This window comes from Pantoea sp. S-LA4 (assembly GCF_054482835.1).
The window spans coordinates 1,177,302-1,204,180 of sequence record NZ_JBTLRC010000002.1; the positions used below are offsets into that span (position 1 = coordinate 1,177,302).

The following is a 26,879-nucleotide window of genomic DNA, read 5'->3' on the forward strand; positions in this document are numbered from 1 at the left end:
GGCAGTTCCCGGCTATAAGCATTTGGCCGGTTTTGGCAGACCGGCGATTTTGGTCGCCTGTTTGGCCGGACCTTCAGGAAACAGACGAAACAGATAGCGGCTGTTGCCTTTCTCTTCGCCATATTTCTGTGCCATTGCCTTGACCAGCATTCGCACCGCTGGCGAGGTGTTGTATTCGAGATAAAATGCGCGCACGAAATGCACCACTTCCCAGTGGGCGTCGGTCATCTGGATACCTTCCTGCTCAGCGATGAGGGCAGCCAGCGCCTCACTCCAGTCATCGCGATGCTTCAGATAGCCTTCGGCATCGACGGCGATTTCGTTACCGTTAAAATTCACGTTGGGTTCTCCTGAACAATGTCGGCGCAGTTTACCAAATTCGCCCGACAGGAAAAGCAAAAACCCCGCCGAAGCGGGGTTTGTCTGGGTATCAGCGGCGACAGCCAGTTAGTTACTGCGCGAGAAGCCGAGGATGCTCAGCAGGCTGATGAAGATGTTGTACAGCGAAACGTAGAGGCTGACCGTGGCGCGGATATAGTTAGTTTCGCCGCCGTGAATGATATTGCTGGTTTCCCACAAAATTGCTCCGGCTGAGAACAGGATAAACAGCGCACTGATCGCCAGATGCAGCGCCGGCAGTTGCAGAAACAGGTTAGCGATCACCGCCACCAGCAGCACTACAAAGCCTGCCATCATCATCCCGCCGAGGAACGACATATCACGGCGGGTGGTCAGCACATAGGCCGAGCAGCAGAAGAACACCAGTGCAGTGCCGCCCAGCGCCAGCGCGATCACATCACCCATGCCAGCGGTCAGGAACGAACTGAGGATCGGCCCAAGGCAATACCCCAGGAAGCCGGTAAAGGCGAAAGCGGCCAGAATACCCATCGGGCTATTGGCCAGACGGTAGGTCAGGAACATCAGACCATAGAAGCCGACCAGCATCAGGATCAGTCCCGGCGCAGGCAGGGCCAGCAGCGTGCTGGCGGTAGCGGTCACCGCCGAGAAGGCGAGCGTCAGGCCGAGCAGAAAATAGGTATTACGCAGAACTTTATGTGTCGTCAGCAGTGACGACTGCGATGAAGTGACAATTCTTTCCATGTTGCGCTCCTTTTAGCAGAACACCAGATATGCGCTGAGAATACGCAGGGCCATAATGAGGGAAAAGGCGTTTTACCCTTCTTTACGCGTCATTCCGCTAATTCTTTGAGCAGAGTGGTGATTTTGACATCGAAAAATCACAATTTGACTGTTTTTCAGGCGAATGGATTGATCGATGCTTTACATCGCCAAACGGGATGTTTATAGTGCGCGTCATTGCGGAGGGGTGGCCGAGCGGCTTAAGGCAGCGGTCTTGAAAACCGCCGATGGGAAACCATCCGAGAGTTCGAATCTCTCCTCCTCCGCCACTTTATCTGCTCAGGCGATAAAGCGGCAAAATGTCTGATGATGATTTTGCTTATGCAGTAATGTTACAAAACGGAGGGGTGGCCGAGCGGCTTAAGGCAGCGGTCTTGAAAACCGCCGATGGGAAACCATCCGAGAGTTCGAATCTCTCCTCCTCCGCCACATTTTACAGAACAGGCCAGCACAGCGTGCTGGCCTGTTCTGTTTCTGCGATCCGCCTTCCGCATTTCCGAAATTCTCCCGTTTAGCTTTCCGAACAGGGCGGCAGCGTTCATCTGCCCGGTGCATCTCTGCTATAGTCCACTCACTGTTTTTGTAAACATCTGGCGATTTTCCTGGATGAGCTGGGTTACACTGTTTAGCACTTCGCTCTGAGGCGAGCTAATCGGTTGATAGCCAGAGTGTTTCTCTACTGAATGAATGGAATAGGCACAATGATCAAGAAACTGAGTCTTTGCGCATTATCAGTGCTGGCCGCATTACCCGTCGCAACGGTGGCCTTCGCCGCTGATGGCGATATGCAGCTGCAACAGGTGCTGATGGTAAGTCGACATAATCTGCGCGCGCCGCTGGCGGATAATGGCAGCGTGCTGGAGCAGTCGACCAAAAAAAGCTGGCCGCAGTGGGATGTGCCCGGTGGACAGCTGACCACCAAAGGTGGCGTGCTGGAAATCTATATGGGTAACTACACCCGTCAATGGCTGGCACAGCAGGGTCTGGTGCAGAATGGCAGCTGTCCTGACAGCAATAACGTCTTCGTTTACGCCAATAGCCTGCAACGGACCGTCGCGACCGCCCAGTTCTTTGTCAATGGTGCCTTCCCTGGCTGTGACGTCGCCGTCACCCATCAGGATGCGATGGGAACCATGGATCCGATCTTTAATCCGGTGATCACCGATGGCAGCGAGGCTTTTAACAAGCAGGCCCTGGCTGATATGGCCGCAGCCAATGAAAAGCTGTCGCTGAAGCCTGCTTTCCAGCGGCTGGAAAAGATCGTCGATTACAAGTCTTCACCCGCCTGTAATAACAAAAAGCAGTGCGATCTCAGCAGTGGTCAGAACAGCTTCAGTGCTGAAAATGGCAAAGAACCTAACGTCAGCGGCCCGTTAAAAGTGGGTAACTCGCTGATGGACGCCTTTACGCTGCAATATTATCAAGGTTTCCCGCTGGATCAGGTTGCGTGGGGCCAGATCAAAACGCCTGAGCAGTGGAAAGAGCTGTCGGCGATTAAAAATGGTTATCAGGATACGCTGTTCACCAGCCCGACCATCGCCCGTGAAGTGGCGGCACCGCTGGTGGATTACATCCGTAGCCAGTTAGTCGATCAGGATAAGGCCAATGCGCCAAAAGTGACCCTGATGGTGGGCCACGATTCAAACATCGCCTCCTTACTGAGCGCGTTGCAGGTTAAGCCGTATGAGCTGCCCGATACCTATGAAAAAACGCCGATTGGCGGTCAGGTGGTATTTGAGCGCTGGCACGATGCTAAAAATGATAAAGATCTGCTGAAAGTTGAGTATGTCTACCAGAGCGCCGATCAGCTGCGTGATGCCGATGTGCTGAGCCTGAAAAATCCGCCGAAGCGCGTCACTCTGCAACTGACCGGTTGTCAGGCCGATGCTAATGGCTATTGCAGCTGGGATCAGTTCTCGCAAGTGCTGAATGCTGCCCTGCAGGGTACGCCAATGCAGCCTGCAGCCGCGCCAAAACCGGCCGCGGCTCAGCCTGATAGCGATGCGGCACCGGCCACTGGCGATGCGGCTAACAACCCGACTGACAAGCCGGCTGACAAAGCGAAGGCCGACAATGCCGCGGCGGATAAAGCCAAAGCAGAGAAAGCGGAAGCGGATAAAGCCGCGGCTGACAAAGCGAAGACAGAAAAAGCTGACGCAGAGAAAGCCAAAGCAGAGAAAGCGGAAGCCGATAAAGCGGCGGCAGAAAAGGCCAAAGCAGAGAAAGCGGAAGCTGACAAAGCAGCAGCAGAAAAGGCCAAAGCAGAGAAAGCGGAAGCCGACAAAGCGGCAGCAGAAAAAGCTAAAGCCGACAAGGCAGCAGCGGACAAAGCGGCGGCAGAAAATGCCAAAGCAGAGAAAGCAGACGCTGAGAAAGCCGCGGCTGAAAAAGCTAAAGCCGATAACGCAGCAGCCAGTCAGTCCGCCAGCAGCGCGCAAAACGACGGTGAAAAATCTGTGGCAACAGCCGCACAGTAACCCTTTCTGCCGCTGTAAAATAAAAAACCCCGTCGAAACGGGGTTTTTTTATGGGCGGAGCCCGATTAACCGGCAACCACCACCAGCTTCTGATTGGCAAATTCTTTAATACCGAGATCAGAGAGCTCACGACCGTAGCCGGAACGTTTAACCCCGCCAAACGGCAGTTCAGCCGAGGTGTCGCTTTGCGAGTTGATAAACACCATGCCGGTTTCAATCGCGGAAGCCAGCTTGCGGCCGCGGGCGATATCGCGGGTCCAGACCGATCCGCCTAAACCGTAGTGCGAATCGTTGGCCAGCGCGACGGCGGCCTGATCGTCACCCACCACGTAGACCTGCGCAACCGGACCGAAAAACTCCTGATAGTAAGCCGGGTTATCCGGCGTAATGCCGGTAAGCAGGGTAGGCTGGTAATAACAGCCGACGCCCGCAACCGCTTTCCCGCCGGTGACCAGCTGCGCGCCATGCGCGACGGCTTCATCCACCTGTTTCACCAGACGGTCACGCGCATCGCTGGAGGAAAGTGGACCCAGCGTGGTTTTTTCATCCAGCGGATCGCCCAGCGTGACAGCGCTCAGCGCTGCGCTGAACTGGCTGATAAAACGATCGGCAATTTTTTCATGCAGAATAAAGCGTTTGGCCGCGGTGCAAACCTGCCCGCAGTTACTCAGGCGCGCCTGCACGCCCTGGCGTACCGCTTCATCAAGATCGGCGTCATCCAGCACGACGAACACATCGTTGCCGCCCAGTTCGAGGGTCGATTTTTTCAGGTGCTTACCGGCCTGCTCCGCAACCGCACTGCCTGCACGCTCAGAACCGGTCAGCGCTACGCCCTGGACCCGGTCGTCGGCGATAAGATCGGCCACCTGATCGGTTGAGATGAAGAGGTTGGTCCAGGCACCTTCAGGCGCACCGGCTTCACGCACCAGCTTTTCAAACACGTCCGCACAGTGCGGGACGATATTGGCATGTTTCGCCAGTACCGGGTTACCCAGCGCCAGGTTAGGAGCCAGCACCCGCATCAGCTGGTAGTAAGGGAAGTTCCACGGCTCGACCGCCACCAGAACGCCAATCGGGTGATACTCCACCCAGGCTTCGCCCAGTTCGCTGGGGTAGGACTGCGGCTTCAGGATACGCTCGGCATTTTCGGCGTAGTAGCGCGCGATCTGCGAACAAATTTTTACTTCGCCCCGGCTCTGACCAATCAGTTTACCCATCTCTTTACTGGCAATGGTGGCCAGCTCTTCCGCACGGCTATCAATCAGATCAGCCAGTTTGTGCAACACCTGCAGACGCGGCTGAATATCGCCTTTGCTCCAGTCTGAGTGGAACAGGCGATCGGCGACCTCCAGCGCATGGCTGACGGCCGCCTCATCATGAGAGGGCCAGCTTTTCAGCAGCTGGTTGTTCGCGGGATTAATGCTTTGATAGGAAGACATGGCGTGCTCCTTGGTCAGTTAAAAAATCGAGGCGGGAGATCCCCGCCCCTGAATTACACGTTTTTACGTTCTACTGTTTTGTCATCCCAGGTCAGGACATCTTTATCGGTTTTTTCAAAGGCGCGAATCAGTACGTCGTCACTGCCTTGCTGGCGCCAGATCTCTTCGGCAAGCCGCTCATCGTAATTGGCCACTTCAAAAATGGCCTCGGCGATTTCAGGCGAGGTATGACGCAGACTGGCCCATTCGCCAACGTGATGTGCTTTTGCTTGTTCAGTAGCCATAATGTTCTCCTTCGATGAAATCAGTCCTTCAGTTTTACGGTCAGCCCGGCAACGTGTTCACCCTGATAGCGGGCGATATTCAGTTCCTCTTCCGTGGGCTGACGCGATCCATCCCCGCCCGCCAGCGTCGAGGCGCCATAGGGCGTACCGCCGCGGGTGCGGGAAATATCAAACATTTCCTGAGTGCCATAACCGATCGGGACGATCACCATGCCGTGATGCGCCAGCGTGGTCCAGACCGAGGTAATCGTCAGTTCCTGACCGCCGCCAGTTCCGGTTGAGGTAAAGACGCTGCCGACCTTGCCATGCAGTGCGCCGGAGGCCCACAATCCGCCGGTACGATCCCAGAAGTTGCGCATCTGCCCCGACATATTGCCGAAGCGGGTCGGGGTGCCGACGATAATCGCGTCATACTGCGTCAGCACTTCTGGCGTCGCCTCTGCGGCCGCCTGTTCGGTTTTACCGCCCACCTGGGCAAAGCGATCGGCATCCATGGTTTCCGGTACCCGCAGGATATCCACTTCTGCTCCAGGTACCCGACGCGCGCCTTCCGCTACAGCCTTCGCCATCGTTTCGACATGTCCATACATTGAGTAGTAGAGCACCAGAATCTTAGCCATTGTTCTCTCCAGGTGGGTTTGACGTCCTGAAAAGTATAGAAGAGCTTTCGTTTCACGTCGGCGATGCGCGTTCGCAGGCGGGCCGGCTGGGTAATAAACCCGCAGGCAATCGGTTGTAAGTCGACAGAATGTGCGTTGTTTAACCAAACCTGCAGTGAATAGTCTGTTGCGAAATGTGACTGTCGCCGTAGCGAAAACAGAAATTGGCTATTCTTTAAGCATGGCTGGGCGCGGTGCTATTGCCGTCAGCCACAGGTTGCTTTCATTTCTTCATTTATCGCGTTACGCGACAGGAGTAGACCATGGCATCACATCGTGGAGGTTCAGGTAATTTTGCCGAAAACCGTGAGCGTGCTGCAGAAGCGGGACGGAAAGGCGGTAAAAATAGCGGCGGCAATTTCAAAAACGATCCGCAACGCGCTGCCCGTGCCGGCGAGAAAGGCGGGCGCAGCAGCAGTAAAAAAAGCGACGATGAATAACCCTCTGTTCCGCCGGTAAAACCGGCGGTTAACGCCGTTGCTTTTCCCCCGTTCACTCCGCACAATAAGCCCGAACACATCATCAGGTGAAATATGTCGGACGCACTCCGCGGTTTATCCCTGCGCCTCACGCGCCAGGAACTGGTATTACTCTTTATAACGATGGTCTGGGGCGGTACCTTTCTGGTGGTCCACCGCGCGATGCAGCATTCCGGTCCGTTTTTCTTTGTTGGGCTGCGCTTTGCCACGGCGGCACTGCTGCTGGCACTGTTTTTCCGCCGTTATCTGGCCGCCATCAGCTGGCTGGAAATCAAAGCCGGCACCCTGATTGGCCTGTCGATTGCCGGTGGTTACGGATTACAGACCTGGGGGATGCAGACCATCTCCAGCAGCCAGTCGGCGTTTCTCACCGCGCTCTATGTGCCGGTGGTGCCGCTGCTGCAGTGGCTTTTTTTACGCCGTCCGCCGGGGTTGATGTCGTGGCTCGGCATCGTGCTGGCGTTTACCGGCCTGCTGCTGGTGGCCGGACCGCAGGATGGCCGCATCAGCCTGAACGCCGGTGAACTGGCAACCCTGCTCAGCACCCTGGCGATTGCCGCCGAGATCATCTTAATCAGCCGTTATGCCGGCCAGGTTGATGTACGCCGTGTCACGCTGATTCAGCTGGCGGTGGCCTCGTTGTGCGCTTTCGCGCTGATGATACCCAATGGTGAAACGGTGCCGGCGCTGTCGACGCCGTTGCTGCTTAGCGCGCTGGGGCTCGGGGCCGCCAGCGCCTTAATTCAGGTCACCATGAACTGGGCGCAGCGTAGCGTCTCCCCGACGCGGGCGACGGTGATTTACGCTGGCGAACCGGTCTGGGCGGGCGTGGTCGGACGAATAGCGGGTGAGCGCTTGCCCGCGCTGGCGCTGCTCGGCGGGGCATTGATTGTCTGTGGCGTGATTGTCAGTGAACTGCGGCTGAAACGGAAGAAAGCGGTGCAGCCAGCGACCACACCGCAGGAATCGCAGGAGTAGCTAGCCCTGCTGACGCGCCAGCGGTTTATCCGATAGCGCCGCGCCGCGTCGGCGCAGGATCGCATTGAGGATAATGGCGCCGAAGGTGGCCGTGCCGATACCGCCGAGGGTAAATGAACCTATCTTCAGCGCAAAGTCACCGGCACCCAGCACCAGCGTGGTGGCGACCATAATCAGGTTACTGTTCTGGCTGAAATCAACGTGATTTTGTACCCAGATGCGCGCGCCTGCCACCGCAATCAGTCCAAACACCACAATCGACGCGCCGCCAATTACCGGCGCCGGAATGGTATGGATCAGCGCACCAAACTTCGGTGAGAAACCCGCCAGAATCGCAATGATCGCCGCCGCAACAAATGCCAGCGTTGAGTAGACTTTAGTGACCGCCATCACCCCGATATTTTCTGCATAGGTGGTGACGCCGCTGCCGCCGACCGAACCGGAGAGCATCGTCGCCAGGCCGTCACCGACAAACGCGCGTCCCATATACGGATCAAGGTTACGTCCGGTCATGCCCGCCACCGCTTTCAGATGACCGAGATTTTCCGCCACCAGAATGATCGCCACCGGCGCGATCATCACGATCGCCTGCAGATCAAAGCGGGGAGAGGTGGTGTGAGGCAGGCCAAACCAGGGTGCCTGCGCCAGCAGAGTGAAGTCGACTGGTTTGCCCAGCCCCAGTCCGTTGGTCAGCAGCGCATAGAGCGCCCAGGCCACTATCAGCCCAATCAGGATCAGCAGGCGCTGTATCATGCCGTGGGTAAACACCGCCACCACGCCAATACAGAGCACCGTCATCACCGCCACCCAGCTGTCAAAAGCGGAGCCGGATACGCCATGCACCGCGATCGGGGCCAGGTTCAGCCCGATAGCCATCACCACTGCGCCTGTCACCACCGGCGGCATCAGGTTTTCAATCCAGCGGGTACCGGATTTCATCACCACCAGCCCGATCAGGGTATAGATCAGGCCACAGGCGATCACGCCGCCCAGCGCCATGCTGAGATTGGGATTCAGCCCCTGGCCGCTGAAGCCGGTCACGGCAATCACCACGCCAACAAACGCGGCACTGGAGCCAAGATAGCTGGGCACACGACCGCCGGTAATGAAAAAGAACAGCAGGGTGCCGATGCCCGACACCAGAATCGCCAGGTTAGGGTCCAGCCCCATCAGCAACGGCATCAGCACCGTTGCGCCAAACATCGCTACCGCATGTTGCAAACCGAGAATAAGCGTTTGTCCCATCGGCAGCGTTTCATCCGGTGCGATAATGCCGTTTTCACTCAGTGCCGACTTCTTCTGCCATTGCGGAAACCAGGAACGTGCCATCGTATACTCCAGAAAGTGATGAATGCCGGGACCAGACCTGCGACAGCAGGCGGATTAACAGGCTTCCTGCCGCATAAGGGGATGATAGCTGCGGTCAAACCACGCCAGACCGTGCGTATCATCGTTGCGCATCAGCGCCAGAACCTCACAGAACAGAATGTCGTGCGTTCCGACGCTGACAATCTGACTGATCCGGCAGTCAAACGAGGCGACGGCACCGCTCAGCACCGGCGAACCGGTCACCGCCGTTGACCATTCGGCTGCAATAAAGCGCTCGGCCATCGCTGTTTTGCCGCCGAACAGGTTAGACAGGGCTTCATGGCCCGCCGCCAGGGTATTAACGCAGAGCTGCCGGTTTTCAGCAAAGACGGGCCACACCGAGGCGGACCGGTTGAGGCAGACCAGCAGCGTGGGCGGCGAGTCCGTGACGCTGCAGACGGCGGAGGCGGTAAAGCCTGCACGTCCGGCCGGGCCTTCGGTAGTGATGATGTTGACCGCCGCGCCAAGCCGCGACATCGCGTTACGAAATTCAGTTTTCTCTACCACTGGGGCAAGGTGATTCGGGTTCATCGCGATCTCCGCAAAAAAGGGTTATCCGGTCACGCGCGCCAGCGGCTGCACGTCATCGGTATCATCCAGCCACTGCACCAGCAGGGCATTAAAGTGATCGGCATCGGTCACGCTCATCGCATGGCCGCCCCAGGACATGACCTGCTGCGAGGCGTTCGGCAGCGCCGCTGCCAGCTGCGCGGAACAGCTCCACGGCACCAGCAAATCGTCCTGACTGCAGATCACCAGTACCGGCTGAGGGATCGCCGCAGCGCGGGCGCTAAAATCTGCGCTCATCAGCGCATGCAGACGTCGTATCAGGTTCTCCATTCCCTGGAAATGGTCAATGTGATGACTGTCTTCCTGTTCCAGCCGCGTCTGATGCTGCGCCATCCATTCAGCCGGATAGAGAAACAGCGGCTGTGCGCGCACAAAGGCTTCCACGCCGACGTTGAGCAACAGATCCTGGCGCACCTGAAAGCAGCGGCGGGTATGAGGATGGAGCGTCAGCCAGCCATTGATCACCACGATTCGCTCAACCCGCTCCGGATAGTCCAGCGCCAGCTGCATGCCCACCAGCCCACCCAGCGCATGGCCGATCAGGCTGAACCGCAGAATGCCCTGCTGCGCCAGTGCGGCGGCCAGTTCCGCCGCCATCATCGCCATGCTGTACCCTTCCGGCAGGGTATCGGCGCTGCGGCCGGTACCGCGCTGATCGTAGAGCACCACCCGATAGCGCGCGGTCAGGGCCGCAAGCTGCGGCTGCCAGAAGCCCGCCACACCGCCCAGACCGGAAGAGAGCACCAGCGTCGGGGCATCCGGTGACTGCAGGCCAACAATATCCAGCTGCATCAGGCCTCCTGTTTGCCGATGTGCGCCACGCTGGCGATCTCAATCAGCGCATCAGGTTTCACCAGCCCACACTGAATACAGAAACGCGCCGGTTTATCGCCGGGAAAATAGTCGGCGTAAACCTGGTTCACCGCCGCGTAATTCGACCAGTCGGTGATGAATATCGAGTTGAACGTGACATCCGCCATATTGCCACCGGCGGTTTCAATCACCTTTTTAATGGTTTCCAGCACATGACGGGTTTGCGCGGCGGCATCGCCAACGTGCACCACGTTATTATCAGCATCGAACGGCAGCGTACCCGAAACGTAAACCACGCCGTCGGCCAGCGTACCGGGCACGAAGGGGGCGATAGGGGTAGTGGTACCCGGCGGAATAATGACGCTTTTTGGCATAACAGCTTCTCCTTTACGCGATTCTTAACGGGCATCCGCGGGTTTCAGACTCTCGCAGAAGGTGGCGACTTCTGACACCCAGCCAAAAAAGGTTTCGATATTGAACAACGCCGCCTGCTGCGCAAAAGGCGGGCCGGCCTGATAGGTCGCGTCTTCCAGCACTACGCCGAAGTACTCCAGGAAGAAACCGTCACGCAGCGTCGATTCGACACAGACGTTCGTCGCAATGCCGGTGAAGATCAGATGGCGGATACCCCGGCTGCGCAGCATGCTGTCGAGTGGCGTGTTGAAGAAACCGCTGTAGCGTGGTTTCGGCAGCACGATGTCGCCCGGCTGCGGCACCAGCTGATCCACCAGCGCATAATCCCAGCTGCCTTTCGACAGCAGCGTGCCGTGCAGCTCCGGGCGTTTGCGCATGGTTTTCAGGGCATTCGACTTGTGGAAGTTGGGTGAACCGGCATCGCCAGCTTCGACGTAATCCGCATCCCAGCCGTTCTGAAACCAGATAATCTGGATACCCGCAGCGCGTGCGGCCGTCACCGCTTCGGCGATTTTTGCAATCACCGGCTGAGTCGCGGAGACATCAAAACCGGCCAGATCCAGATAACCGCCTGGGGTGGCATAGGCATTTTGCATATCCACCACAATCAGCGCGCTCTGGCTGGGCGGAAAGGCGATCGGTTCGGGACGCGCGGGCAACTCTACCTGCGGTACGTCTGGGGTATGAGCGCAATAAACCGTATTCATCACGCTACCTCCTGTTGTGCATCCAGCAGAGCGCTGCGGCACTGCATCAGCGGCTGGATATGCTGACCAAAGTCCTCGATGCCCTGCAGGAAATCATCAAACGTCAGGAGAACGCCGTGCGTGCCATCGACCTGCGCCACCTCATCCAGCATCCGCGCCACGCTGGCATAGGAGCCGACCAGCGTGCCCATATTGATGTTGACCGCTGAAGTCGGATCGGCCATCTGGCGCACGTTGGTGTCGCTGCCTGATTTAGTATCCTGCTGGCTTTGGGTCGTCAGCCACGAAAGTGCCTCTTCATCGGCTCCGGCTTTATAGTGTTCCCAGCGTGCGCGTGCTTCTTCATCGCTGTCGGCGGCGATAATCATAAACAGCACATAGGAACCGACATCGCGCCCGGCTTTTTCTGCCGCCTGCTTCATGCGCACAGAGGTGGCGCTGAATGCGGTAGGGGTATTCACGCCTTTACCAAAGCAGAAGTTGTAATCGGCGTGCTGGGCGGAAAAGGCCATGCCGGCATCGCTCTGCCCAGCACAGATCACCTTCATCGGCCGCTGAGGTTGCGGGCTGACGCGACAATCATTCATGGTGAAGAAATCACCTTTAAAGTCAGATTTGCCGGTACCCCACAGATCGCGCAGCACGGTAACGTATTCGGTCAGATAGGCATAACGGCTGCCGAAGTATTCATCGCCTGGCCACAATCCCATCTGCTCATATTCGGGCTTCTGCCAGCCGGTAACCAGATTGACGCCGAACCGGCCATTGGAGATCGAATCAATGGTCGCCGCCATGCGCGCTACGATCGCCGGTGGCAGGGTGAGCGTGGCCGCCGTTGCGTATATCTCAATGCGCGAGGTGACCGCCGCCAGGCCCGCCATCAGAGTGAAAGATTCCAGGTTGTGATCCCAGAACTCGGTCTTACCGCCAAAGCCGCGCAGCTTGATCATCGACAGCGCAAAATCGAAATGGTAGTGCTCCGCTTTCTGCACGATCGCTTTGTTCAGTTCAAAGGTCGGTTTGTACTGTGGCGCATGGGAGGAAATCAGCCAGCCATTGTTACCAATCGGAATAAAGACGCCTATCTTCATGTGAAACCTCTTTGCGGTGGGGGAAAGCATTTCACGCGCGGCACTGCTTCCTGCTTCATCCGTGAGGGGCTGCGCTCAGTCACAATTTTGCAAACTGCGTGCCACATTTTTTAATGCATTAAATAACAATGAGTTAAAATTAACCCGAAAGAGGTAACCGGAGCAGATGGTCCATTTCGGACCGTTTGGTCAAAATTCGCTGCACATTTTCCATGCAGGCTGGGCAAAAAAGGTGCAGGCGGCGGATTGGGCAGGGCGGAAGCACTTTGCTATGATGCGCTGACACAAGAGGGATGAGGTAACCGTGTGAAAACCGATGAAAAAAAGCCTACGCGTCGTTCGCGTGCCGTCGCCGCGAAGCGCGCTGCCATTCTGGAAGCGGCATTAACGTTTTTCTCCCAGTTTGGCATTCATGGAACCAGCCTCGATAAAGTGGCGGAGCGGGCGGACGTCTCTAAAACCAATCTGCTCTACTATTTTCCCTCCAAAGAAGCGCTGTATGTGGCGGTGCTGAAACAGATTCTGGATGTCTGGCTGGCGCCGCTGCGGGCGCTGGCACACGATCAGGACCCGCTGGTGGCGATCCGCCGCTATATTCGCCTGAAGCTGGAAGTATCACGCGATCACCCGCAGGCCTCACGGCTGTTTTGCCTTGAGATGTTGCAGGGCGCGCCACTGTTGAAAGGCGAACTGGCGGGCGATCTGAAACAGCTGGTGGATGACAAAGCGGCGATTATCGAGCGCTGGATTGACGAAGGCCGGCTGGCAGGCGTACAGCCGCAACATCTGATCTTTATGCTGTGGGCAACGACCCAGCACTACGCCGATTTTGCCAGTCAGGTTGAGGCGATTACCGGCCAGACGCTGAACGATCCCGAGTTTTTTGATCAGGCCGTTAATAATGTGCAGCGCATGATTATTGAAGGGATTCGGGTGCGCTGACTGGCGTAACATCCACGCTTCGCGACGGAGTAAAATCATGGATTCTGTTTCGCAATGGGTACTGGGCGCCACGGTCAGCGTGGCAGTGATGGGACGACGGGTACCGATCTGGCAGGCTGCGCTGGTTGGCGGCGTCAGCGGCACCTTACCCGATCTTGATGTGTTTCTTGATCATGGCGATGCCATCCGCAATATGACGCTGCATCGTACCGAGAGCCATGCGCTGCTCTATCTCACGCTGGTTTCGCCGCTGATTGCCTGGCTGGTAGCGGGACTGTTCCGTCCGCGCGTGAAATGGCCAGCATGGTGGCCTGCCATCTGGCTGGCGCTGATTACCCATCCGCTGCTCGATTTAATGACGGTGTATGGCACCCAGCTTGGCCTGCCACTGACCGATTATCCCTACGCAATCGGCAGCATTTATATTGTCGATCCGCTCTATACGCTACCGCTGTTGATCGGTCTGGGCGTGGCGCTCTGGCGGCGAGGCGACGCCGGGCTGCGCGGCAACCGGCTTGGGTTGATGCTGAGTACGCTTTATCTGGTATGGAGCGTGGCGATTCAGAGCGTGGCGGGCGCGCAGATTAAGCAGGCGCTGGTGCAGCAGGGGATTCCCACCGAGAAAGTGCTGGTGACGCCGACCGCGTTCAACACCCTGGTGTGGCGCAGCGTGGTGATGACGCCGGATCGTTATGGCGAAGTTTACTGGTCGCTGCTGTCGCCACGGCGTCCGTTGCAGGTGGTGTGGCGTCCGCGTCATCCCGAGCTGTTCGATGCGCTACGCGGCGACTGGTATGCCGAGCGGGTCGCCTGGTTCAGCCACGGTTTTTATGCGATGGCCGAAAAGGATGGCCAGATCACCATTGCCGATCTGCGGATGGGGGAAGGCAACAATTTCACCTTTACCTTTGGTCTGGGTACTCCACAGCAGCCCGATCCCCAGCCACAGCGGCTGCCTTCTGAGCGGCCAGATTTACGGGCGATATTCCGGACACTGGCGGAGCGGCTATAAAAAAGCCCGGTCAGTGACCTGATGCTCGTCAGTTAAGGTTACCTTTACAAAGGCTGTCAGTCAGACGTGGCCGCTTTTTTACTGGGCGAGTGTGCCGGAGTGCGGGCCTGAGCACCTCTGCTGCTGCCGGGCCGTCCTCGCGCCGCTCACGCGGTACCTTCGGCTTTGACGTCGTGCCGACGAACCGTTCGGGGATCGTCCCTCCCTGGCCGGCCCCGAACTCTCCACGCTTCCCGGCGTGGCGTTCTGGCCCAACGTCACGCCTCAGCGCTGCGGATAGCCCTTTCAGCAGCAGAGGCGCCCAGGCCTCCACTATCGTGCCCTTTTTAACAGCACACACTGAAGTTTCAGAGCAGGCTGGGGTCGCTCAGGGGCAGGCAATCCGCAGCGCTGAACAGAATGAGTCTGCCAGGAGAGCCCGCAGGACGCGGGCGAAAGGCGGGGCGGCACAGGATGTGCCATCCCCGGCGGTCCGTCAGGCAGACGAATGAAGTGAAGGTACCGCGCAGCGGCGCTAGGACCGCCAGCCCCTGAGCGACCCCAGGCTGCGTTATCACCTGCCGCTTAACTGACAAGCTTTACGGTCACTGACCGGGCTTTTTGCTATTCAACCGGCGATTAGCGAGCCTGACGACGACGCAACAGCCAGCCCATCGTCAGCAGGGCAAACCACAGCGGTGTCACCATCAGCGCCTGGCGCGTATCTTCCTGCAGGGTCAACAGCACCAGCACAAACGCGAAGAATGCCATGCAGACCCAGCACATGAACTTGCCCATTGGCATCTTAAAACCAGACTGTGCGTGACGCTCTGGATACTTTTTACGGTAGGCCAGATAGCTGCAGAGAATAATGGTCCAGACGAACATAAACAGAATGGCGGAAACGGTGGTCACCAGGGTAAATACCGTCATCACATCCGGGATCAGGTAAATCAGCGCCACACCCGCCAGCAGGCACAGGCAGGAGAAGAACAGTCCGGTGGTGGGAACGGCGCGGGCAGAAAGACGACCAAAGGCGCGGCTGGCCACACCTTGTTGCGACAGGCCATACAGCATACGACTGGTGGAGAAAATGCCGCTGTTGGCAGAGGATGCCGCCGAGGTCAGCACCACAAAATTGACGATACTGGCGGCAGCGGGCAGACCAATCAGCACGAACATCTCAACAAACGGGCTGCGATCGGCCATCACCTGGGTCCACGGCGTAACAGCCATGATCACCATCAGCGCCAGCACGTAAAACATGATCACCCGCAGCGGAATGGCGTTAATCGCGCGTGGCAGCACTTTGTGCGGATCGTGGGTTTCTGCTGCTGCGGTGCCGACCAGTTCAATCCCGACGAAGGCAAACACCGCTATCTGGAAGCCAGCAAAAAAGCCGCTCAGCCCTTTAGGGAACATCCCGCCATGATCCCAGATATTGCTCAGCGAGGCGGTACCGCCGCCAGGTGAAGGATAGTGCATCGATACCAGCACAATGCCGGTAATGATCAGGGCCACAATCGCCACGATTTTAATAATCGCGAACCAGAACTCCATCTCGCCAAACAGTTTGACCGTCGCAATATTGAGCGTCAGAAAAACCACCACGCACAGCAGGGCGCTCATCCAGATCGAGAAGCCCGGAAACCACAGCTGGAAGTAGGCGCTGATGGCCACCACATCGGCAATGCCGGTCACTACCCAGCAGAACCAGTAGGTCCAGCCGGTGAAATAGCCGGCCCACGGCCCCAGCAGATCCGCCGCAAAATCACTGAATGATTTGTATTCGAGATTTGAGAGCAGCAGTTCGCCCATTGCCCGCATCACGAAGAACAGCATAAAACCGATGATCATATAGACAAAAATGATCGAAGGTCCCGCCAGGCTAATGGTTTTACCGGAACCCATAAACAGACCGGTGCCGATAGCGCCGCCAATAGCGATAAGTTTAATATGACGATTGTGCAGGTTACGCCGGAGTTTATCCGGACCTTCCTGCGTGAGTGGCGCGTCTTTAGATTGATCAACCATAGAATAGTCTTTCCTTTCTTGATGTTGTGTCAGCTCTGCTGGCTGTTATTAAGTGAGTCTGCCTGAAGGCAAGCTGGCATAAGATAGTGGAAGACGCGCTAAAGCCGGTAACGGTTTTTGATCAATTGTGACCATTGCCGCTTAATCAGACAGTAGCAATGCCGTGTTCGGCTTAATTCTGCGTCAGGCTGGGTAAGTTTTCATCACGTTGTGTCAGACAGAGGGCGCGACGGGGATTGTGCTTCTACACTTTTTGTTTGTTATTCATCATGCTGCGAGAGGGACTATGCGCACGCTTATCCTGTTTTTGCTGTTGATTGCGCTGGGATGGGTCAGTTTACCCTGGCTAAAACAGCATCTGCCGCCGCAGTTTAATCCCTTTATCCCGCTGTCGGTGACCGACCCGCCGGGCTGGATGACGCAGCTCAAGATGAAACGGCTGGCGGGTAATCCGGCGGCCTGTCTGGATGTGATGCGGCGCGCGCAGCAGGCGGGCTGGGTCAGCTTCAGCCAACGACCACCGGTGCGGGGTGATTGCCCGATCGCCGATCCGCTGCGCATCCGGGCATTTGGCCCGGTCAGCCTGAGCAGCAGCTTCCTGGCCAGCTGTCCGATGGCGGTAGCCAGCACCATGTATGTGCTACACAGCCGCGAACAGGCGCTGCAACAGATGCAAAGCCCGCTGGTACGTATTACCCACGTTGGCAGCTACGCCTGTCGCAATATTTACCATCGGTCCGAGGGACGATTAAGTGAACATGCCACGGCTGATGCCTGGGATGTCACCGGTTTTCAGCTGGCTAACGGCCAGCGGATTGATGTCAGTCGCCACTGGCAACAGCCAGCGGATAAAGCCGCGCTGTTACATACGCTGTGGCGAGGCGGCTGTCAGGTATTTGGTAACGCGCTGGGACCCGATTATAACGCCGCGCATGCGACCCACTTTCATCTGGGTATGCGCGGTGCCGGTTATTGCCGATAAATCATAAAACCGGATTAATACCGCGTTTAATAATGAAATGGTTGGCTGGCCAGGAAAAAACAAATCCAGTGATCATCGCTAATTGCAGCATGAACCAGAAAATGCTCAGGGAAGGATTAATCTGCTGATGCAGCACAAATTTCAGGGCCAGTGACATAAAGAGAAAAATGCCCGCCTGATAGATTAGCAGGGGAAATGCGCTGCGTTTAAATGCCAGCGACAGCTTATGCCAGAATGATTTTTTTTCATGTTGGCCCAGCGTAAAAAAATGGAACAGCAGCAGGAGCAGTAAAGAGATCGGTAACGAAATCGCTGCCTGCTGCCAGATCAACAGCGATATTTTAAGATAGTTCAGCAGCGTGATAATTGGTAAGGTTATCGCCTCCGCTAAAATACAGGCGCTGGCTGACAGGGTGGTGGCGATAAATAGGGCTTGCCAGCCGGTGTGGCGGGGTGATTTCTGCCGTATCAGTAGGGCTGCTTTTAGCTGATGACGGGGAATGCGTCCCAGATACCACCAGGCCAGCCAGCCGATAAACGGCAGATAAAGACCGGTCAGCGGCCAGATCAGGTTCATCAGTGACGCTGGCTGACGATAAAGTAAAATATCTTTGATAATCATCAGCGCGGTGCACGCGCCTGAGACCAGAAAAAGTAAAGCCCACTGATTTAGCATCGTATGCTCCCGTGGCGTGTTAATCCATGACCTGTTGAATCGCGCGGGCCACGGGCTGTTTTCGTCTTGTCAGAGCGGACTCAGCACCGGTTGCCGCAGATTAAGCGTAGCCTCAACCCAAAAAGAGTGTAATGAATGCTTATTTCCCGCTAAAAAATATGTTGCAGTCCAATATCTGCCGCTTCGCTTATTAAAATGGTGATTAACGCGCTGTTTACACGTCAGTTCCTGGCGGTCGGGGAATAAATTTTCAGGCGTACAGTGGCCATTTTCAATTTGATGAAAAAACGGACTGAAACAGAATGATTGAAGTTCTATCAGAAAAATCTTATTCTTCGGCTTTGATTGAAAGTTGCTTCGTACGGCCTCATATTAGTGGGGAAAGGGGATTATGGCGTAGCCCGGCCTTCGAAGAATTAAATGCCATGTTTATTACGGCGATGCCGGTTTGTACAATCAATTAATTTACTCCTGAACATTTATTTTTTATCTGAATAACCAAAATGAATAATAATGCACACCTGCGTAAAAATAATGCCGAGGCAATATGAGTACCGAAAATTATTTCGTCTGGCGGCGTGAGACGGAAGAAAAATTTCAGGCATTAACGCTTTCATCTGAGCTGAAGACGTTATTGCAACAATTTACTGAAGCATTAGGTTTCGACTATTTTGCTTTTCTGATTCAGCATCCGGTGCCTTTTAGTCGGCCGCGCATTCATTTGCACAGCACCTATCCCGCATACTGGGTTAAGCATTATGAGGCGAACAATTATTACGCGGTCGATCCGGTGCTGGAACGCTGTCAGCGGCCGGGCAGAGGAATGGTGTGGGCGCGAGAGCAGTTTACTGAGGCCGGTAACCTGTGGGATGAGGCGCGTGAGCACGGCTTACAGAGCGGTTTTTCTTGCTCTGCAATGGCACCAAATCGCGTCATTGGTATATTATCTATATCATCGCAACAGCCGCTTCCTATTGACGAGCGCCGCATTGAACTGGAAGTCAAACTCCACTTTTTAGCGGAGCTAAGCCTGGATACGCTGGAACGCTTTAGCGATGATGCCATGGTGGTACTAAAAAAAGAGTTTAGTCAGCGCGAGCTGGAAATTTTGAAATGGACTGCCGAAGGAAAAACGGCGGTAGAAATTTCACTTATTTTATCCATCTCTGAACATACCGTTAACTTTCACCAGAAAAATATGCAAAAGCGTTTCAATGTTTCCAATAAAACTCAGATTGCCTGTTATGCAGCAGCGATCGGGCTGATTTAGATGAAAGGCAACTACTAAATTTAGTAGTTCCCTCGTCCGGGTCAGTTGTCTACCCTGCGCCGGGGCTTTGCCAGGCTGGCGCAAAGAAATCATTGCAAACATGGGGATGTCAGAGGCGCATGATGAAAATAGTTCAAACGCAATTAAAGGATATGCCATCCTCTTTGCTCGCCGAACTTGGCAGCTACCGGTATAGCGTATTTGCGCGCGGCGAGGGATGGTCGATTCCTCCCCGTCTTAGCACGCCGGGACAGGAATATGATCGCTACGATCGTTCAGATGTGACCTGGCTGATCGCCTGGAATGCGCGTGATGGAATCAGCGGCTGCGCGCGATTAATGCCGTGGTTCGAGCCTGAACAAAGTGAAGGCATTGTCTTGCCCTTCAGCCATGAGAAAGTGTGGGAGATGTCGCGCTTTTCAGCACGGCTGGAAGTGGACCCTGAATTGCCATTGAACATTCTCTGGCACGCGGTGCAGCTGGCAGAACTGAATGGCATGGAGTACATCATCAGTTCAGCGACACCGATGCTTGAGAAGATGTTCGAGCAGCATCAGGTGGTGTATGAACCGCTGACGCCGGGATTAATTCTGTCAGAGGATAATCTGTTCGCGATTCGCATTCCGGTGGTGCAGCCGGCATTGGCGGAGAAGTATCGCGGTACCCGGCGTTTCAGTCCGGAAGAGGTGCTGCCGTCGCTGGGTGTTTCGGTTAACTGGCAGTCGCACAACTAAATAATTTGCCCCCGCAGCTGGGGGCAAAATGTTTACTGGCGGTAGGCCGCTTTGATCTGCTTAATGGTGTTGCTGAACACTTCTGCCTGTGGCTTGTCGCCCAGCGTCTGCACGTAGCGTTCCATATTGATAATGACTTTTCCGGCATCCGCCTGACCCATACCTTTCAGAATCAGCGTGATCATCATTTTCAGACCCGCTATTTCATCCGATAATTTGCGCGCTTCCTGCGAAGTGGCAAAATCTTCATCGCTCATGATTTTCTCCTTGGTGAATAACAACGTGTCGGCAATCAAGTCCGTACAGCAGTGCGTGAGTATACCACAGGGCCGTTAAGTTGCTGAGGCAGCCGGTTCGCTTCCATCCGAAAAGGCATTCAGTCCAGCCGGGCTAATCAATCGCGGAAAGTTATCATAGCCTTCTGCCACGGCCTGCCAGCACAATGCGCCAGGCGTGGGCGTCGCCGGGAAAATAATTTAACTTATTGAAAATAAATAGTTTAATTTAATATTTTCAGGGTAGTCAACGGCAGCGTGAGACCCCGGCCCGGAAAACAAACGCCGCCGTTTTGAATCAGGTATCCCACCTACAGTTTTGCTTTGTTGATGTGCTTTTGAGGTAAAAGCAGGTATGATTACCGCCTGAAATCGTTAATCGCTTCCTCTTTTTTTAGCCTCTGGAGTCTTCCCGTTGATCAGTGTGCTTCTTGTTGATGACCATGAACTGGTCCGTGCTGGTATCCGCCGCATCCTGGAGGATGTCAAAGGTCTGGTGGTGGCTGGAGAAGTTAACTGTGGCGAGGATGCAGCAAAGTGGTGTCGCGCCAATCAGGTTGATGTAGTGCTGATGGATATGAATATGCCTGGTATCGGCGGACTTGAGGCGACACGAAAAATCGTGCGCTACAACCCTGACATCAAAATCATCATGCTGACCATTCATACCGAGAATCCACTGCCCGCCAAAGTGATGCAGGCCGGTGCCGCCGGTTACCTCAGTAAAGGGGCCGCGCCACAGGAAGTGATTAATGCGATCCGCTCGGTCAATGCCGGACAGCGCTATATTGCCTCGGACATCGCGCAGCAGATGGCGTTGAGTCAGATCGAGCCCCAGAAAGCCGAATCACCTTTCAGCTGTTTGTCGGAAAGGGAATTGCAGATTATGCTGATGATCACCAAAGGACAAAAGGTGACGGAAATTTCCGAGCAGCTGAATCTCAGTCCTAAAACCGTTAACAGCTACCGTTATCGGATGTTCAGTAAGCTGAATATCAGTGGTGACGTAGAGTTAACGCATCTGGCCATTCGACATGGCCTCTATAATGCGGAGCCGTTAATCAGTAGTGAGTGACGTTTTTAACCCCAAAGCCTTTCTGAGTACGGTGACCAGCAAGCCTGGCGTCTACCGCATGTATGACGCCGCAGGCAACGTCATCTATGTTGGTAAAGCCAAAGATCTGAAAAAGCGTCTGACCAGCTATTTTCGCACTCAGGTCGGCAGTCGCAAGACCGAAGCGCTGGTGAGTAATATCCAGCACATCGATGTCACCGTAACCCACACCGAAACCGAAGCGCTGCTGCTTGAGCATAACTACATCAAGCTCTATCAGCCGCGCTACAACGTACTGCTGCGCGATGATAAATCTTATCCCTACATCTTCCTGAGCGCGGATACGCATCCACGTCTGGCGATGCACCGCGGCGCGAAACATGCCAAAGGGGAATACTTCGGTCCGTTTCCCAACGGCTATGCGGTGCGTGAAACTTTAGCGCTGCTGCAAAAGGTGTTCCCGATCCGCCAGTGTGAAAACAGCGTCTATCGCAACCGATCACGTCCCTGTCTGCAATACCAGATTGGGCGTTGCCTTGGGCCGTGCGTTGCCGGTCTGGTGAGCGAAGAGGAGTACGCGCAGCAAACCGATTATGTGCGGTTGTTCCTGGCGGGCAAAGATGACCAGGTGCTGAATCTGCTGGTGAAGCGGATGGAAGAGGCCAGCGTCGGGCTGCGATTTGAAGAAGCGGCGCGCCTGCGCGATCAGATTCAGGCGGTACGTCGGATTACCGAGAAGCAGTTTGTCTCTAATCAGGGCGATGATCTGGACGTGATGGGCGTAGCCTATGAGGCGGGTATGGCCTGTCTGCATGTGCTGTTTATTCGTCAGGGCAAAGTGTTAGGCAGCCGCAGCTACTTCCCGAAAGTGCCGGCGGATACCGATCTGGCCGAAGTGGTGCAAACCTTTGTCGGGCAGTTCTATCTGCAGGGCAGTGAAGCGCGCACCTTACCGGGCGATATCCTGCTCGACTTTACGCTGCCGGAGCGCGAACTGCTGGCTGACTCGCTGAGTGAACTGGCTGGTCGTCGCGTCTCGATTCAGAGTAAACCGCGCGGTGACCGTGCCCGTTATCTGAAACTGGCGCGGACCAACGCCGCAACCGCATTAACCACCCGGCTGTCGCAACACTCGACCATTCATCAGCGTCTGGCGGCGCTGGCAGAGTTTCTTGAACTCGACAAAATTACCCGCATGGAGTGTTTCGATATCAGTCACACCATGGGCGAACAGACGATCGCTTCCTGCGTGGTGTTTGATCAGAACGGTCCGCTGCGTGCCGATTACCGCCGCTATAACATCAGCGGCATCACGCCGGGCGATGACTATGCGGCGATGAATCAGGTGCTGCGCCGACGTTATGGTAAAGCCATCGAAGAGGATAAGATCCCCGATGTGATCCTGATCGATGGCGGGAAAGGGCAGCTGGCACAGGCAAAACAGGTGTTTGCCGAACTGGATGTGCCCTGGGATAAATCCCACCCGATTTTACTGGGTGTCGCCAAAGGCAGCGATCGTAAAGCCGGTCTGGAAACGCTGTTCTTTGAAGCGGAAGGCGAAGGGGTATCGCTGCCGCCGGATGCGCCTGCGCTGCATGTCATCCAGCATATTCGTGACGACGCTCACAATCATGCAATTTCGGGCCACCGCAAAAAACGGGCTAAGGTCAAGAACACCAGTGCGCTGGAAAGCATCGAAGGGGTAGGGCCGAAACGGCGTCAGCAACTGCTCAAGTATATGGGGGGCCTGCAACCGCTGATGAATGCCTCGGTGGAAGAGATCGCCAATGTACCGGGTATCTCACACGCGCTGGCAGAAAAAATATACTATTCGTTGAAACACTAGCATTGAAACGGGGGGGGCAATGTAGGAACATACGTTAAATTCTACCCATTCCAGACAGTTACCGGCATATGCAATTTAACATTCCGACGTGTCTCACCCTGTTCCGAGTCGTCCTCATCCCGTTCTTTGTGCTGGCTTTCTATCTGCCGTTTCACTGGGCGCCGCTGGCTACCGCATTGATCTTCATTTTCGCCGCCGTCACCGACTGGTTTGACGGCTTTCTGGCGCGCCGCTGGAAACAGACCACGCGCTTTGGTGCCTTTCTTGATCCGGTAGCGGATAAAGTGATGGTGGCCATGGCGCTGGTGCTGGTGGCGGAATATTTCCACGCTTGGTGGATTACCCTGCCCGCCGCCACCATGATTGCCCGCGAAATTATCATCTCCGCGCTACGTGAGTGGATGGCTGAGATTGGCAAACGCAGTAGCGTCTCCGTTTCATGGATTGGCAAAGTGAAAACCACTGCCCAGATGCTGTCACTTTTTGCCCTGCTGTGGCGTCCTGACAGCACCGTGGTCGGGATTGGCGTGGTGGCGTTATACATTGCAGCGGTGCTGACGTTCTGGTCGATGTTCCAGTATCTGAGTGCTGCACGCGGCGATCTGCTCGAACCGTGATCGATGCGATTCAAAAAGCAGCAAACAGACACACAGTGAGGATAATTTTATTGACTCATTGCGTGAGGTCAGTAGAATGCATCGCATCGAACGGCAGCCAGTCTGCCAGAAGGTAAATAAAATCAGCAAGTTCGATGCAGTTGCTGAAAAATGCGGGAATAGCTCAGTTGGTAGAGCACGACCTTGCCAAGGTCGGGGTCGCGAGTTCGAGTCTCGTTTCCCGCTCCAGATTCGCATGTCAGGTTAACCTGACGGCACATCAGTTTAAGGCGCGTTGGCAGAGTGGCTATGCAGCGGATTGCAAATCCGTGTACCTCGGTTCGACTCCGGGACGCGCCTCCAGTTACACCCTGCCCGGGTGGTGAAATCGGTAGACACAAGGGATTTAAAATCCCTCGGCTGTAAGGCTGTGCGGGTTCAAGTCCCGCCCCGGGCACCATATCGAATTACCAATAAAATCAATGATAAGCAGTGTCGTATGACCGCCCCTCAGAGGCGGTTTTTTTGTGCCTGCGATTTGCAATACGGCCCACTTTTCCGTTCAGACGCCACTGCCATTATGCCCGGTAAAAACTGCCTCACCTTCAGGCACGGGAACTGAACACCAGCCGATCGTCAGTGTTACTGATCAGATAGAGGCGCTGCGCTTCGCCGCTGGAAGAGACAAAGGTGACCTCCTGACCGATACGGGCCGTATCAAACGCCTCTGTCGGCTGCAGTTGCTTCTGGATCTCAAGCACCATACGCGATTTAAACGGTTTTTCATTGACGGTATCAATATGGTAACTGGCGGTGAACGTCAGCTCGGGATGATCAATAATATAAAATTGTCCTGAGGGCATGGTACTTACCTCTTCGCTTAATACAGTCATCTGCGCCGGAATAGTCTTCCCGACAGGCTGGATAGTAAGGCTAGCTGAATAATCACTTATTAAAAGCCACAGTAAATAATTTTTATGACCTGCACGGTTTTATCAAATTGTCACCGCTTGCGCTTGCAGCCTAATTAGCGGGCACTACCCTTTATTTAATCAGGCATCAATGCGGCAGTAAAAGCCAGTGGAATAATCGGCATGCTAACCTTTAAATGTCCTTCATGTGGCTGCAGAAAATTCCGCTTTACCGCCTGTGATGAAACGGAGTCGGGCCACCACGGTGCCGTTTGCGCGCAGTGTAAAAATCCGCTGACGATAGAGTCCTGTTTTCCCTATTCCGCCTATGCGCGTCAGACAGATTATGGGGCAGGGCAGGCAGAGCAGCAGGCACCTATGCCAGAGAAAAAACCTTCACGCGGCACGTGACCCTACGGGCATGGTATAACGGTATTACTGCAACTCCTGGTGGGTTGCCGATGCAGGTTCAACTCCTGCTGCCCGGTCCTGCTGTCGCCCGCCGGACCGCCGCCAACACACTTCCCGCGCTGACCGGCTGAAACGCCCTGGCCTTGACTGTGGGTCAGGCGCTACGTTTTCCCGTGCAGATGCAGGCTGAATCAGGGTGCTATCAAAGCGGTGCTGACCGGACCGTTTGGGCGGAATATGCTTATGACAGGAGCGGCCTGACAATAATAACCGATGCGCGTACGGCTTCTCTTTTTCGCATCGCGTCGCATTGTGGGGAGTTGTGCAGAATTATGCGGATATTAAAGCGCGCCAATAATTGAGTCTGGCGGCTGGCTTATTAATAGGGTGTGCTGATGACAGAGAAATAGATTTCTTATCTGGCGTCTCTATTCTGATGCGAGTGCTAACGCACTGAAAAATCCGTTTTCTCAGCAGCCAAAACGTATTCAGCGGCAAACGCATCTCTCGGGATGAAATAACACCGAGTGCAGCTGATGGCCGGCCGGACCCGCCTGAAGGCGAAATTACATGCTGCCAGGCTTCCCTAGGTCCTCTGGTCGCTGCCCGCCCATTACATTATTTTTCACGCATTTTTGCGGCCTGGCTCTGGCTTTGTAACCTGTTGAAAGTCAGCTATTTCCAGTATGGTAGGGGCTATTGTTCTTAGCCGCAGAGAAGTCAGGACACTGATGATGACGCTTTCCCCTTCCCGACAGCCTGAAGCCGCATTTCCCATGATGATTGGCGTAGTCACCAGCCCGTTACTCGCTCCCTGTCATCAGAATGTCCTCAACGAACTGGCGCGCCAGCTCAACACACGCGGCGCGCTGATGCTGCTATTACCCGCCGACACCGGACAGACGCTAACCGCACAGTTAACGCAGGCTGCACCATTAGGGCTACGCGGTTTACTGGTATTGTCCGACGGGGTAAGTGATCGGCAATGGGATGAGGCGCTTGCGGCCAGCTCGCTGCCGGTAATTCGGCCAGATGCTGAGCCGGACGTGCAGCACGATGCCCGACGGGCGGGCGAGGAGATGGGGCGTCTGTTGCTGGCTGAGGGGCACCAGCGTTTTGGCTCTCTGCAGAGTCATCCAGGCAGATCGCCGCAAATGCAAGGCTATCACGCCAGCCTGATGACGGCGAACCACACCCTTGCGGTCGAACTGCTGGCAGATGGCAGCGATCGCGAACAGGCTTATCAGGCTGTGACCCGTTACCTGAAACAGACCCGCGCGGCCGAGCGCATTCAGGCGCTTTTCTGCGAGAGTGATCTACTGGCATTTGGTGCCATGCAGGCGATCCGTGATTTTGGTCAGGGTGCGCACATTGCGGTGGCGGGATTTGGCGATGTTGACGAAGCGCACTCCTCTACCTGGCATCTGACCACCTGGGCCGACAATATCGGCTGGCGCATTAGCCACGCGCTGAATCATCTGCTCGGAACAGTGGCAGCAGAAGAAGCCGAGGAGCGTGAAGGCGTGTTAAAGATTCGCCACTCCCATTTTGGCAAACAGCGACCGGGCGAAATGTCTGAGTGTGGATGTGCCCATCGGCATTAGAACGCCCGGCGTCTGAAGCATCGCGCACCGGGCGGAATAGCCTGTGCTCAGTGGCACCGGTTCAGGATTGTGGCTGCCCAACCGGTCCACTGCCACCGGGCGCTCCAACCGGCTGCTGACCGCCTGGCGGTGAG

Annotated in this window: 27 protein-coding genes and 6 tRNA genes; 18 read left to right on the forward strand and 15 right to left on the reverse strand. The window is 55.7% G+C overall.

The window, feature by feature from the left end; all coding sequences use genetic code 11:
- Positions 1–12: 12 nt before the first annotated feature.
- Both tusE and yccA read right to left on the reverse strand, forming a co-directional pair.
- Complete coding sequence (gene tusE / locus ACX3P5_RS06335; RefSeq protein ID WP_458968426.1) at positions 13–339, reverse strand: sulfurtransferase TusE; 327 nt, start codon at positions 337–339, stop codon at positions 13–15.
- A 108-nt stretch (positions 340–447) separates the two neighbouring features.
- A complete protein-coding gene (gene yccA, locus ACX3P5_RS06340) occupies positions 448–1,101 on the reverse strand; it encodes an FtsH protease modulator YccA (protein WP_031376104.1) in 654 nt (217 codons plus the stop codon).
- A gap of 220 nt (positions 1,102–1,321) precedes the next feature.
- On the opposite strand from yccA, the gene ACX3P5_RS06345 reads away from it, so the two are divergent.
- From ACX3P5_RS06345 to agp, 3 genes are all read left to right on the forward strand, one after another.
- A tRNA-Ser gene (locus tag ACX3P5_RS06345) sits at positions 1,322–1,409 on the forward strand.
- Between the two features lie 72 nt (positions 1,410–1,481).
- Positions 1,482–1,569, forward strand: a tRNA-Ser gene (locus ACX3P5_RS06350).
- A 272-nt stretch (positions 1,570–1,841) separates the two neighbouring features.
- Positions 1,842–3,617: a bifunctional glucose-1-phosphatase/inositol phosphatase gene (gene agp, locus ACX3P5_RS06355; protein ID WP_458968427.1), complete on the forward strand. Its 1,776-nt coding sequence runs from the start codon at positions 1,842–1,844 to the stop codon at positions 3,615–3,617.
- A gap of 65 nt (positions 3,618–3,682) precedes the next feature.
- Here the strand turns inward: agp and ACX3P5_RS06360 are convergent, their stop codons facing one another.
- From ACX3P5_RS06360 to wrbA, 3 genes are read right to left on the reverse strand one after another with little or no spacing between them, the layout of a single operon-like run.
- Positions 3,683–5,056 carry an NAD-dependent succinate-semialdehyde dehydrogenase gene (locus ACX3P5_RS06360; RefSeq protein WP_233984685.1) on the reverse strand — a complete coding sequence of 458 codons (1,374 nt, stop codon included), beginning with the start codon at positions 5,054–5,056 and terminating at the stop codon, positions 3,683–3,685.
- A 53-nt stretch (positions 5,057–5,109) separates the two neighbouring features.
- The gene (locus ACX3P5_RS06365; RefSeq protein ID WP_031376101.1) at positions 5,110–5,340 is read right to left on the reverse strand and encodes a YccJ family protein; all 231 of its coding nucleotides are present in this window, start codon (positions 5,338–5,340) and stop codon (positions 5,110–5,112) included.
- Between the two features lie 20 nt (positions 5,341–5,360).
- Positions 5,361–5,960, reverse strand: coding sequence for an NAD(P)H:quinone oxidoreductase (wrbA, locus tag ACX3P5_RS06370; RefSeq protein WP_233984684.1), 600 nt, complete (start codon positions 5,958–5,960; stop codon positions 5,361–5,363).
- Positions 5,961–6,262: 302 nt separating this feature from the next.
- Between wrbA and ACX3P5_RS06375 the strand changes: the two genes are divergently transcribed.
- Complete coding sequence (locus ACX3P5_RS06375) at positions 6,263–6,439, forward strand: con-10 family general stress protein (protein ID WP_233984683.1); 177 nt, start codon at positions 6,263–6,265, stop codon at positions 6,437–6,439.
- A gap of 93 nt (positions 6,440–6,532) precedes the next feature.
- A complete protein-coding gene (locus ACX3P5_RS06380; RefSeq protein WP_233984682.1) occupies positions 6,533–7,456 on the forward strand; it encodes a DMT family transporter in 924 nt (307 codons plus the stop codon).
- Here the strand turns inward: ACX3P5_RS06380 and rutG are convergent, their stop codons facing one another.
- From rutG to rutA, 6 genes are read right to left on the reverse strand one after another with little or no spacing between them, the layout of a single operon-like run.
- Entirely contained in the window at positions 7,457–8,785 is a 1,329-nt protein-coding gene (gene rutG / locus ACX3P5_RS06385; RefSeq protein WP_458968428.1) for a pyrimidine utilization transport protein G, read from the reverse strand.
- A 54-nt stretch (positions 8,786–8,839) separates the two neighbouring features.
- A complete protein-coding gene (rutF, locus tag ACX3P5_RS06390) occupies positions 8,840–9,355 on the reverse strand; it encodes an NADH-dependent FMN reductase RutF (RefSeq protein WP_458968429.1) in 516 nt (171 codons plus the stop codon).
- A gap of 21 nt (positions 9,356–9,376) precedes the next feature.
- Positions 9,377–10,186: a pyrimidine utilization protein D gene (rutD, locus tag ACX3P5_RS06395; RefSeq protein ID WP_458968430.1), complete on the reverse strand. Its 810-nt coding sequence runs from the start codon at positions 10,184–10,186 to the stop codon at positions 9,377–9,379.
- Entirely contained in the window at positions 10,186–10,581 is a 396-nt protein-coding gene (rutC, locus tag ACX3P5_RS06400) for a pyrimidine utilization protein C (RefSeq protein ID WP_233984678.1), read from the reverse strand. Before rutC ends, rutD begins: the two co-directional genes overlap by 1 nt.
- A 24-nt stretch (positions 10,582–10,605) precedes the next feature.
- Complete coding sequence (gene rutB, locus ACX3P5_RS06405; RefSeq protein WP_458968431.1) at positions 10,606–11,328, reverse strand: pyrimidine utilization protein B; 723 nt, start codon at positions 11,326–11,328, stop codon at positions 10,606–10,608.
- Entirely contained in the window at positions 11,328–12,419 is a 1,092-nt protein-coding gene (rutA, locus tag ACX3P5_RS06410) for a pyrimidine utilization protein A (RefSeq protein WP_094121825.1), read from the reverse strand. The genes rutB and rutA overlap by 1 nt, the downstream gene beginning before the upstream one ends.
- 306 nt (positions 12,420–12,725) lie before the next feature.
- Here rutA and rutR point away from each other — a divergent pair, with 306 nt between their 5' ends.
- Both rutR and ACX3P5_RS06420 read left to right on the forward strand, forming a co-directional pair.
- Positions 12,726–13,361, forward strand: coding sequence for an HTH-type transcriptional regulator RutR (gene rutR, locus ACX3P5_RS06415; protein ID WP_233984675.1), 636 nt, complete (start codon positions 12,726–12,728; stop codon positions 13,359–13,361).
- 37 nt (positions 13,362–13,398) lie between these two features.
- Entirely contained in the window at positions 13,399–14,373 is a 975-nt protein-coding gene (locus ACX3P5_RS06420; protein WP_458968432.1) for a metal-dependent hydrolase, read from the forward strand.
- 618 nt (positions 14,374–14,991) lie between these two features.
- Here ACX3P5_RS06420 and cycA read toward each other — a convergent pair.
- Positions 14,992–16,386, reverse strand: a complete 1,395-nt coding sequence (gene cycA, locus ACX3P5_RS06425) for a D-serine/D-alanine/glycine transporter (RefSeq protein WP_458968433.1) — start codon at positions 16,384–16,386, stop codon at positions 14,992–14,994.
- Positions 16,387–16,672: 286 nt separating this feature from the next.
- Here cycA and ACX3P5_RS06430 point away from each other — a divergent pair, with 286 nt between their 5' ends.
- Positions 16,673–17,368: an extensin-like domain-containing protein gene (locus ACX3P5_RS06430; RefSeq protein WP_458968434.1), complete on the forward strand. Its 696-nt coding sequence runs from the start codon at positions 16,673–16,675 to the stop codon at positions 17,366–17,368.
- 1 nt (position 17,369) lies between these two features.
- On the opposite strand, the gene ACX3P5_RS06435 is transcribed toward ACX3P5_RS06430, so the two are convergent.
- Positions 17,370–18,044: a DUF4396 domain-containing protein gene (locus ACX3P5_RS06435; protein WP_233984671.1), complete on the reverse strand. Its 675-nt coding sequence runs from the start codon at positions 18,042–18,044 to the stop codon at positions 17,370–17,372.
- A 547-nt stretch (positions 18,045–18,591) separates the two neighbouring features.
- Between ACX3P5_RS06435 and sdiA the strand changes: the two genes are divergently transcribed.
- Both sdiA and ACX3P5_RS06445 read left to right on the forward strand, forming a co-directional pair.
- Positions 18,592–19,314, forward strand: coding sequence for a transcriptional regulator SdiA (sdiA, locus tag ACX3P5_RS06440; protein ID WP_262287751.1), 723 nt, complete (start codon positions 18,592–18,594; stop codon positions 19,312–19,314).
- Between the two features lie 122 nt (positions 19,315–19,436).
- The gene (locus tag ACX3P5_RS06445; protein ID WP_233988201.1) at positions 19,437–20,048 is read left to right on the forward strand and encodes an acyl-homoserine-lactone synthase; all 612 of its coding nucleotides are present in this window, start codon (positions 19,437–19,439) and stop codon (positions 20,046–20,048) included.
- Positions 20,049–20,080: 32 nt separating this feature from the next.
- On the opposite strand, the gene ACX3P5_RS06450 is transcribed toward ACX3P5_RS06445, so the two are convergent.
- A complete protein-coding gene (locus tag ACX3P5_RS06450; RefSeq protein WP_094121818.1) occupies positions 20,081–20,305 on the reverse strand; it encodes a DUF2594 family protein in 225 nt (74 codons plus the stop codon).
- A 433-nt stretch (positions 20,306–20,738) separates the two neighbouring features.
- Here ACX3P5_RS06450 and uvrY point away from each other — a divergent pair, with 433 nt between their 5' ends.
- From uvrY to ACX3P5_RS06480, 6 genes are all read left to right on the forward strand, one after another.
- On the forward strand, positions 20,739–21,398 hold the full coding sequence (gene uvrY, locus ACX3P5_RS06455) for a UvrY/SirA/GacA family response regulator transcription factor (protein WP_094121817.1): 660 nt from the start codon (positions 20,739–20,741) through the stop codon (positions 21,396–21,398).
- Complete coding sequence (gene uvrC / locus ACX3P5_RS06460) at positions 21,391–23,223, forward strand: excinuclease ABC subunit UvrC (protein WP_233984669.1); 1,833 nt, start codon at positions 21,391–21,393, stop codon at positions 23,221–23,223. Before uvrY ends, uvrC begins: the two co-directional genes overlap by 8 nt.
- A gap of 68 nt (positions 23,224–23,291) precedes the next feature.
- Complete coding sequence (pgsA, locus tag ACX3P5_RS06465; protein WP_031376084.1) at positions 23,292–23,840, forward strand: CDP-diacylglycerol--glycerol-3-phosphate 3-phosphatidyltransferase; 549 nt, start codon at positions 23,292–23,294, stop codon at positions 23,838–23,840.
- Positions 23,841–23,992: 152 nt separating this feature from the next.
- A tRNA-Gly gene (locus ACX3P5_RS06470) sits at positions 23,993–24,068 on the forward strand.
- 40 nt (positions 24,069–24,108) lie between these two features.
- Positions 24,109–24,182: transfer RNA gene (locus tag ACX3P5_RS06475), tRNA-Cys, on the forward strand.
- Positions 24,183–24,192: 10 nt separating this feature from the next.
- Positions 24,193–24,279 (forward strand) — tRNA-Leu (locus ACX3P5_RS06480).
- Positions 24,280–24,424: 145 nt separating this feature from the next.
- Here ACX3P5_RS06480 and ACX3P5_RS06485 read toward each other — a convergent pair.
- Positions 24,425–24,682 (reverse strand): hypothetical protein, encoded by a 258-nt coding sequence (locus ACX3P5_RS06485; protein WP_233984668.1) that lies wholly within the window; start codon positions 24,680–24,682, stop codon positions 24,425–24,427.
- Positions 24,683–25,145: 463 nt separating this feature from the next.
- On the opposite strand from ACX3P5_RS06485, the gene ACX3P5_RS06490 reads away from it, so the two are divergent.
- Positions 25,146–25,218 (forward strand) — tRNA-Thr (locus ACX3P5_RS06490).
- A 654-nt stretch (positions 25,219–25,872) separates the two neighbouring features.
- Positions 25,873–26,745, forward strand: a complete 873-nt coding sequence (locus ACX3P5_RS06495; protein ID WP_458968435.1) for a substrate-binding domain-containing protein — start codon at positions 25,873–25,875, stop codon at positions 26,743–26,745.
- Positions 26,746–26,879: the final 134 nt, after the last annotated feature.

Coding starts and splice junctions, on each gene's coding strand:
- yccA (WP_031376104.1), bottom strand. CDS start 1,101: ATGGAAAGAATTGTCACTTCATCGCAGTCGTCACTGCTGACGACACAT.
- agp (WP_458968427.1), top strand. CDS start 1,842: ATGATCAAGAAACTGAGTCTTTGCGCATTATCAGTGCTGGCCGCATTA.
- ACX3P5_RS06360 (WP_233984685.1), bottom strand. CDS start 5,056: ATGTCTTCCTATCAAAGCATTAATCCCGCGAACAACCAGCTGCTGAAA.
- ACX3P5_RS06365 (WP_031376101.1), bottom strand. CDS start 5,340: ATGGCTACTGAACAAGCAAAAGCACATCACGTTGGCGAATGGGCCAGT.
- wrbA (WP_233984684.1), bottom strand. CDS start 5,960: ATGGCTAAGATTCTGGTGCTCTACTACTCAATGTATGGACATGTCGAA.
- ACX3P5_RS06375 (WP_233984683.1), top strand. CDS start 6,263: ATGGCATCACATCGTGGAGGTTCAGGTAATTTTGCCGAAAACCGTGAG.
- ACX3P5_RS06380 (WP_233984682.1), top strand. CDS start 6,533: ATGTCGGACGCACTCCGCGGTTTATCCCTGCGCCTCACGCGCCAGGAA.
- rutG (WP_458968428.1), bottom strand. CDS start 8,785: ATGGCACGTTCCTGGTTTCCGCAATGGCAGAAGAAGTCGGCACTGAGT.
- rutF (WP_458968429.1), bottom strand. CDS start 9,355: ATGAACCCGAATCACCTTGCCCCAGTGGTAGAGAAAACTGAATTTCGT.
- rutD (WP_458968430.1), bottom strand. CDS start 10,186: ATGCAGCTGGATATTGTTGGCCTGCAGTCACCGGATGCCCCGACGCTG.
- rutC (WP_233984678.1), bottom strand. CDS start 10,581: ATGCCAAAAAGCGTCATTATTCCGCCGGGTACCACTACCCCTATCGCC.
- rutB (WP_458968431.1), bottom strand. CDS start 11,328: ATGAATACGGTTTATTGCGCTCATACCCCAGACGTACCGCAGGTAGAG.
- rutA (WP_094121825.1), bottom strand. CDS start 12,419: ATGAAGATAGGCGTCTTTATTCCGATTGGTAACAATGGCTGGCTGATT.
- ACX3P5_RS06420 (WP_458968432.1), top strand. CDS start 13,399: ATGGATTCTGTTTCGCAATGGGTACTGGGCGCCACGGTCAGCGTGGCA.
- cycA (WP_458968433.1), bottom strand. CDS start 16,386: ATGGTTGATCAATCTAAAGACGCGCCACTCACGCAGGAAGGTCCGGAT.
- ACX3P5_RS06430 (WP_458968434.1), top strand. CDS start 16,673: ATGCGCACGCTTATCCTGTTTTTGCTGTTGATTGCGCTGGGATGGGTC.
- ACX3P5_RS06435 (WP_233984671.1), bottom strand. CDS start 18,044: ATGCTAAATCAGTGGGCTTTACTTTTTCTGGTCTCAGGCGCGTGCACC.
- sdiA (WP_262287751.1), top strand. CDS start 18,592: ATGAGTACCGAAAATTATTTCGTCTGGCGGCGTGAGACGGAAGAAAAA.
- ACX3P5_RS06445 (WP_233988201.1), top strand. CDS start 19,437: ATGAAAATAGTTCAAACGCAATTAAAGGATATGCCATCCTCTTTGCTC.
- ACX3P5_RS06450 (WP_094121818.1), bottom strand. CDS start 20,305: ATGAGCGATGAAGATTTTGCCACTTCGCAGGAAGCGCGCAAATTATCG.
- pgsA (WP_031376084.1), top strand. CDS start 23,292: ATGCAATTTAACATTCCGACGTGTCTCACCCTGTTCCGAGTCGTCCTC.
- ACX3P5_RS06485 (WP_233984668.1), bottom strand. CDS start 24,682: ATGCCCTCAGGACAATTTTATATTATTGATCATCCCGAGCTGACGTTC.
- ACX3P5_RS06495 (WP_458968435.1), top strand. CDS start 25,873: ATGATGACGCTTTCCCCTTCCCGACAGCCTGAAGCCGCATTTCCCATG.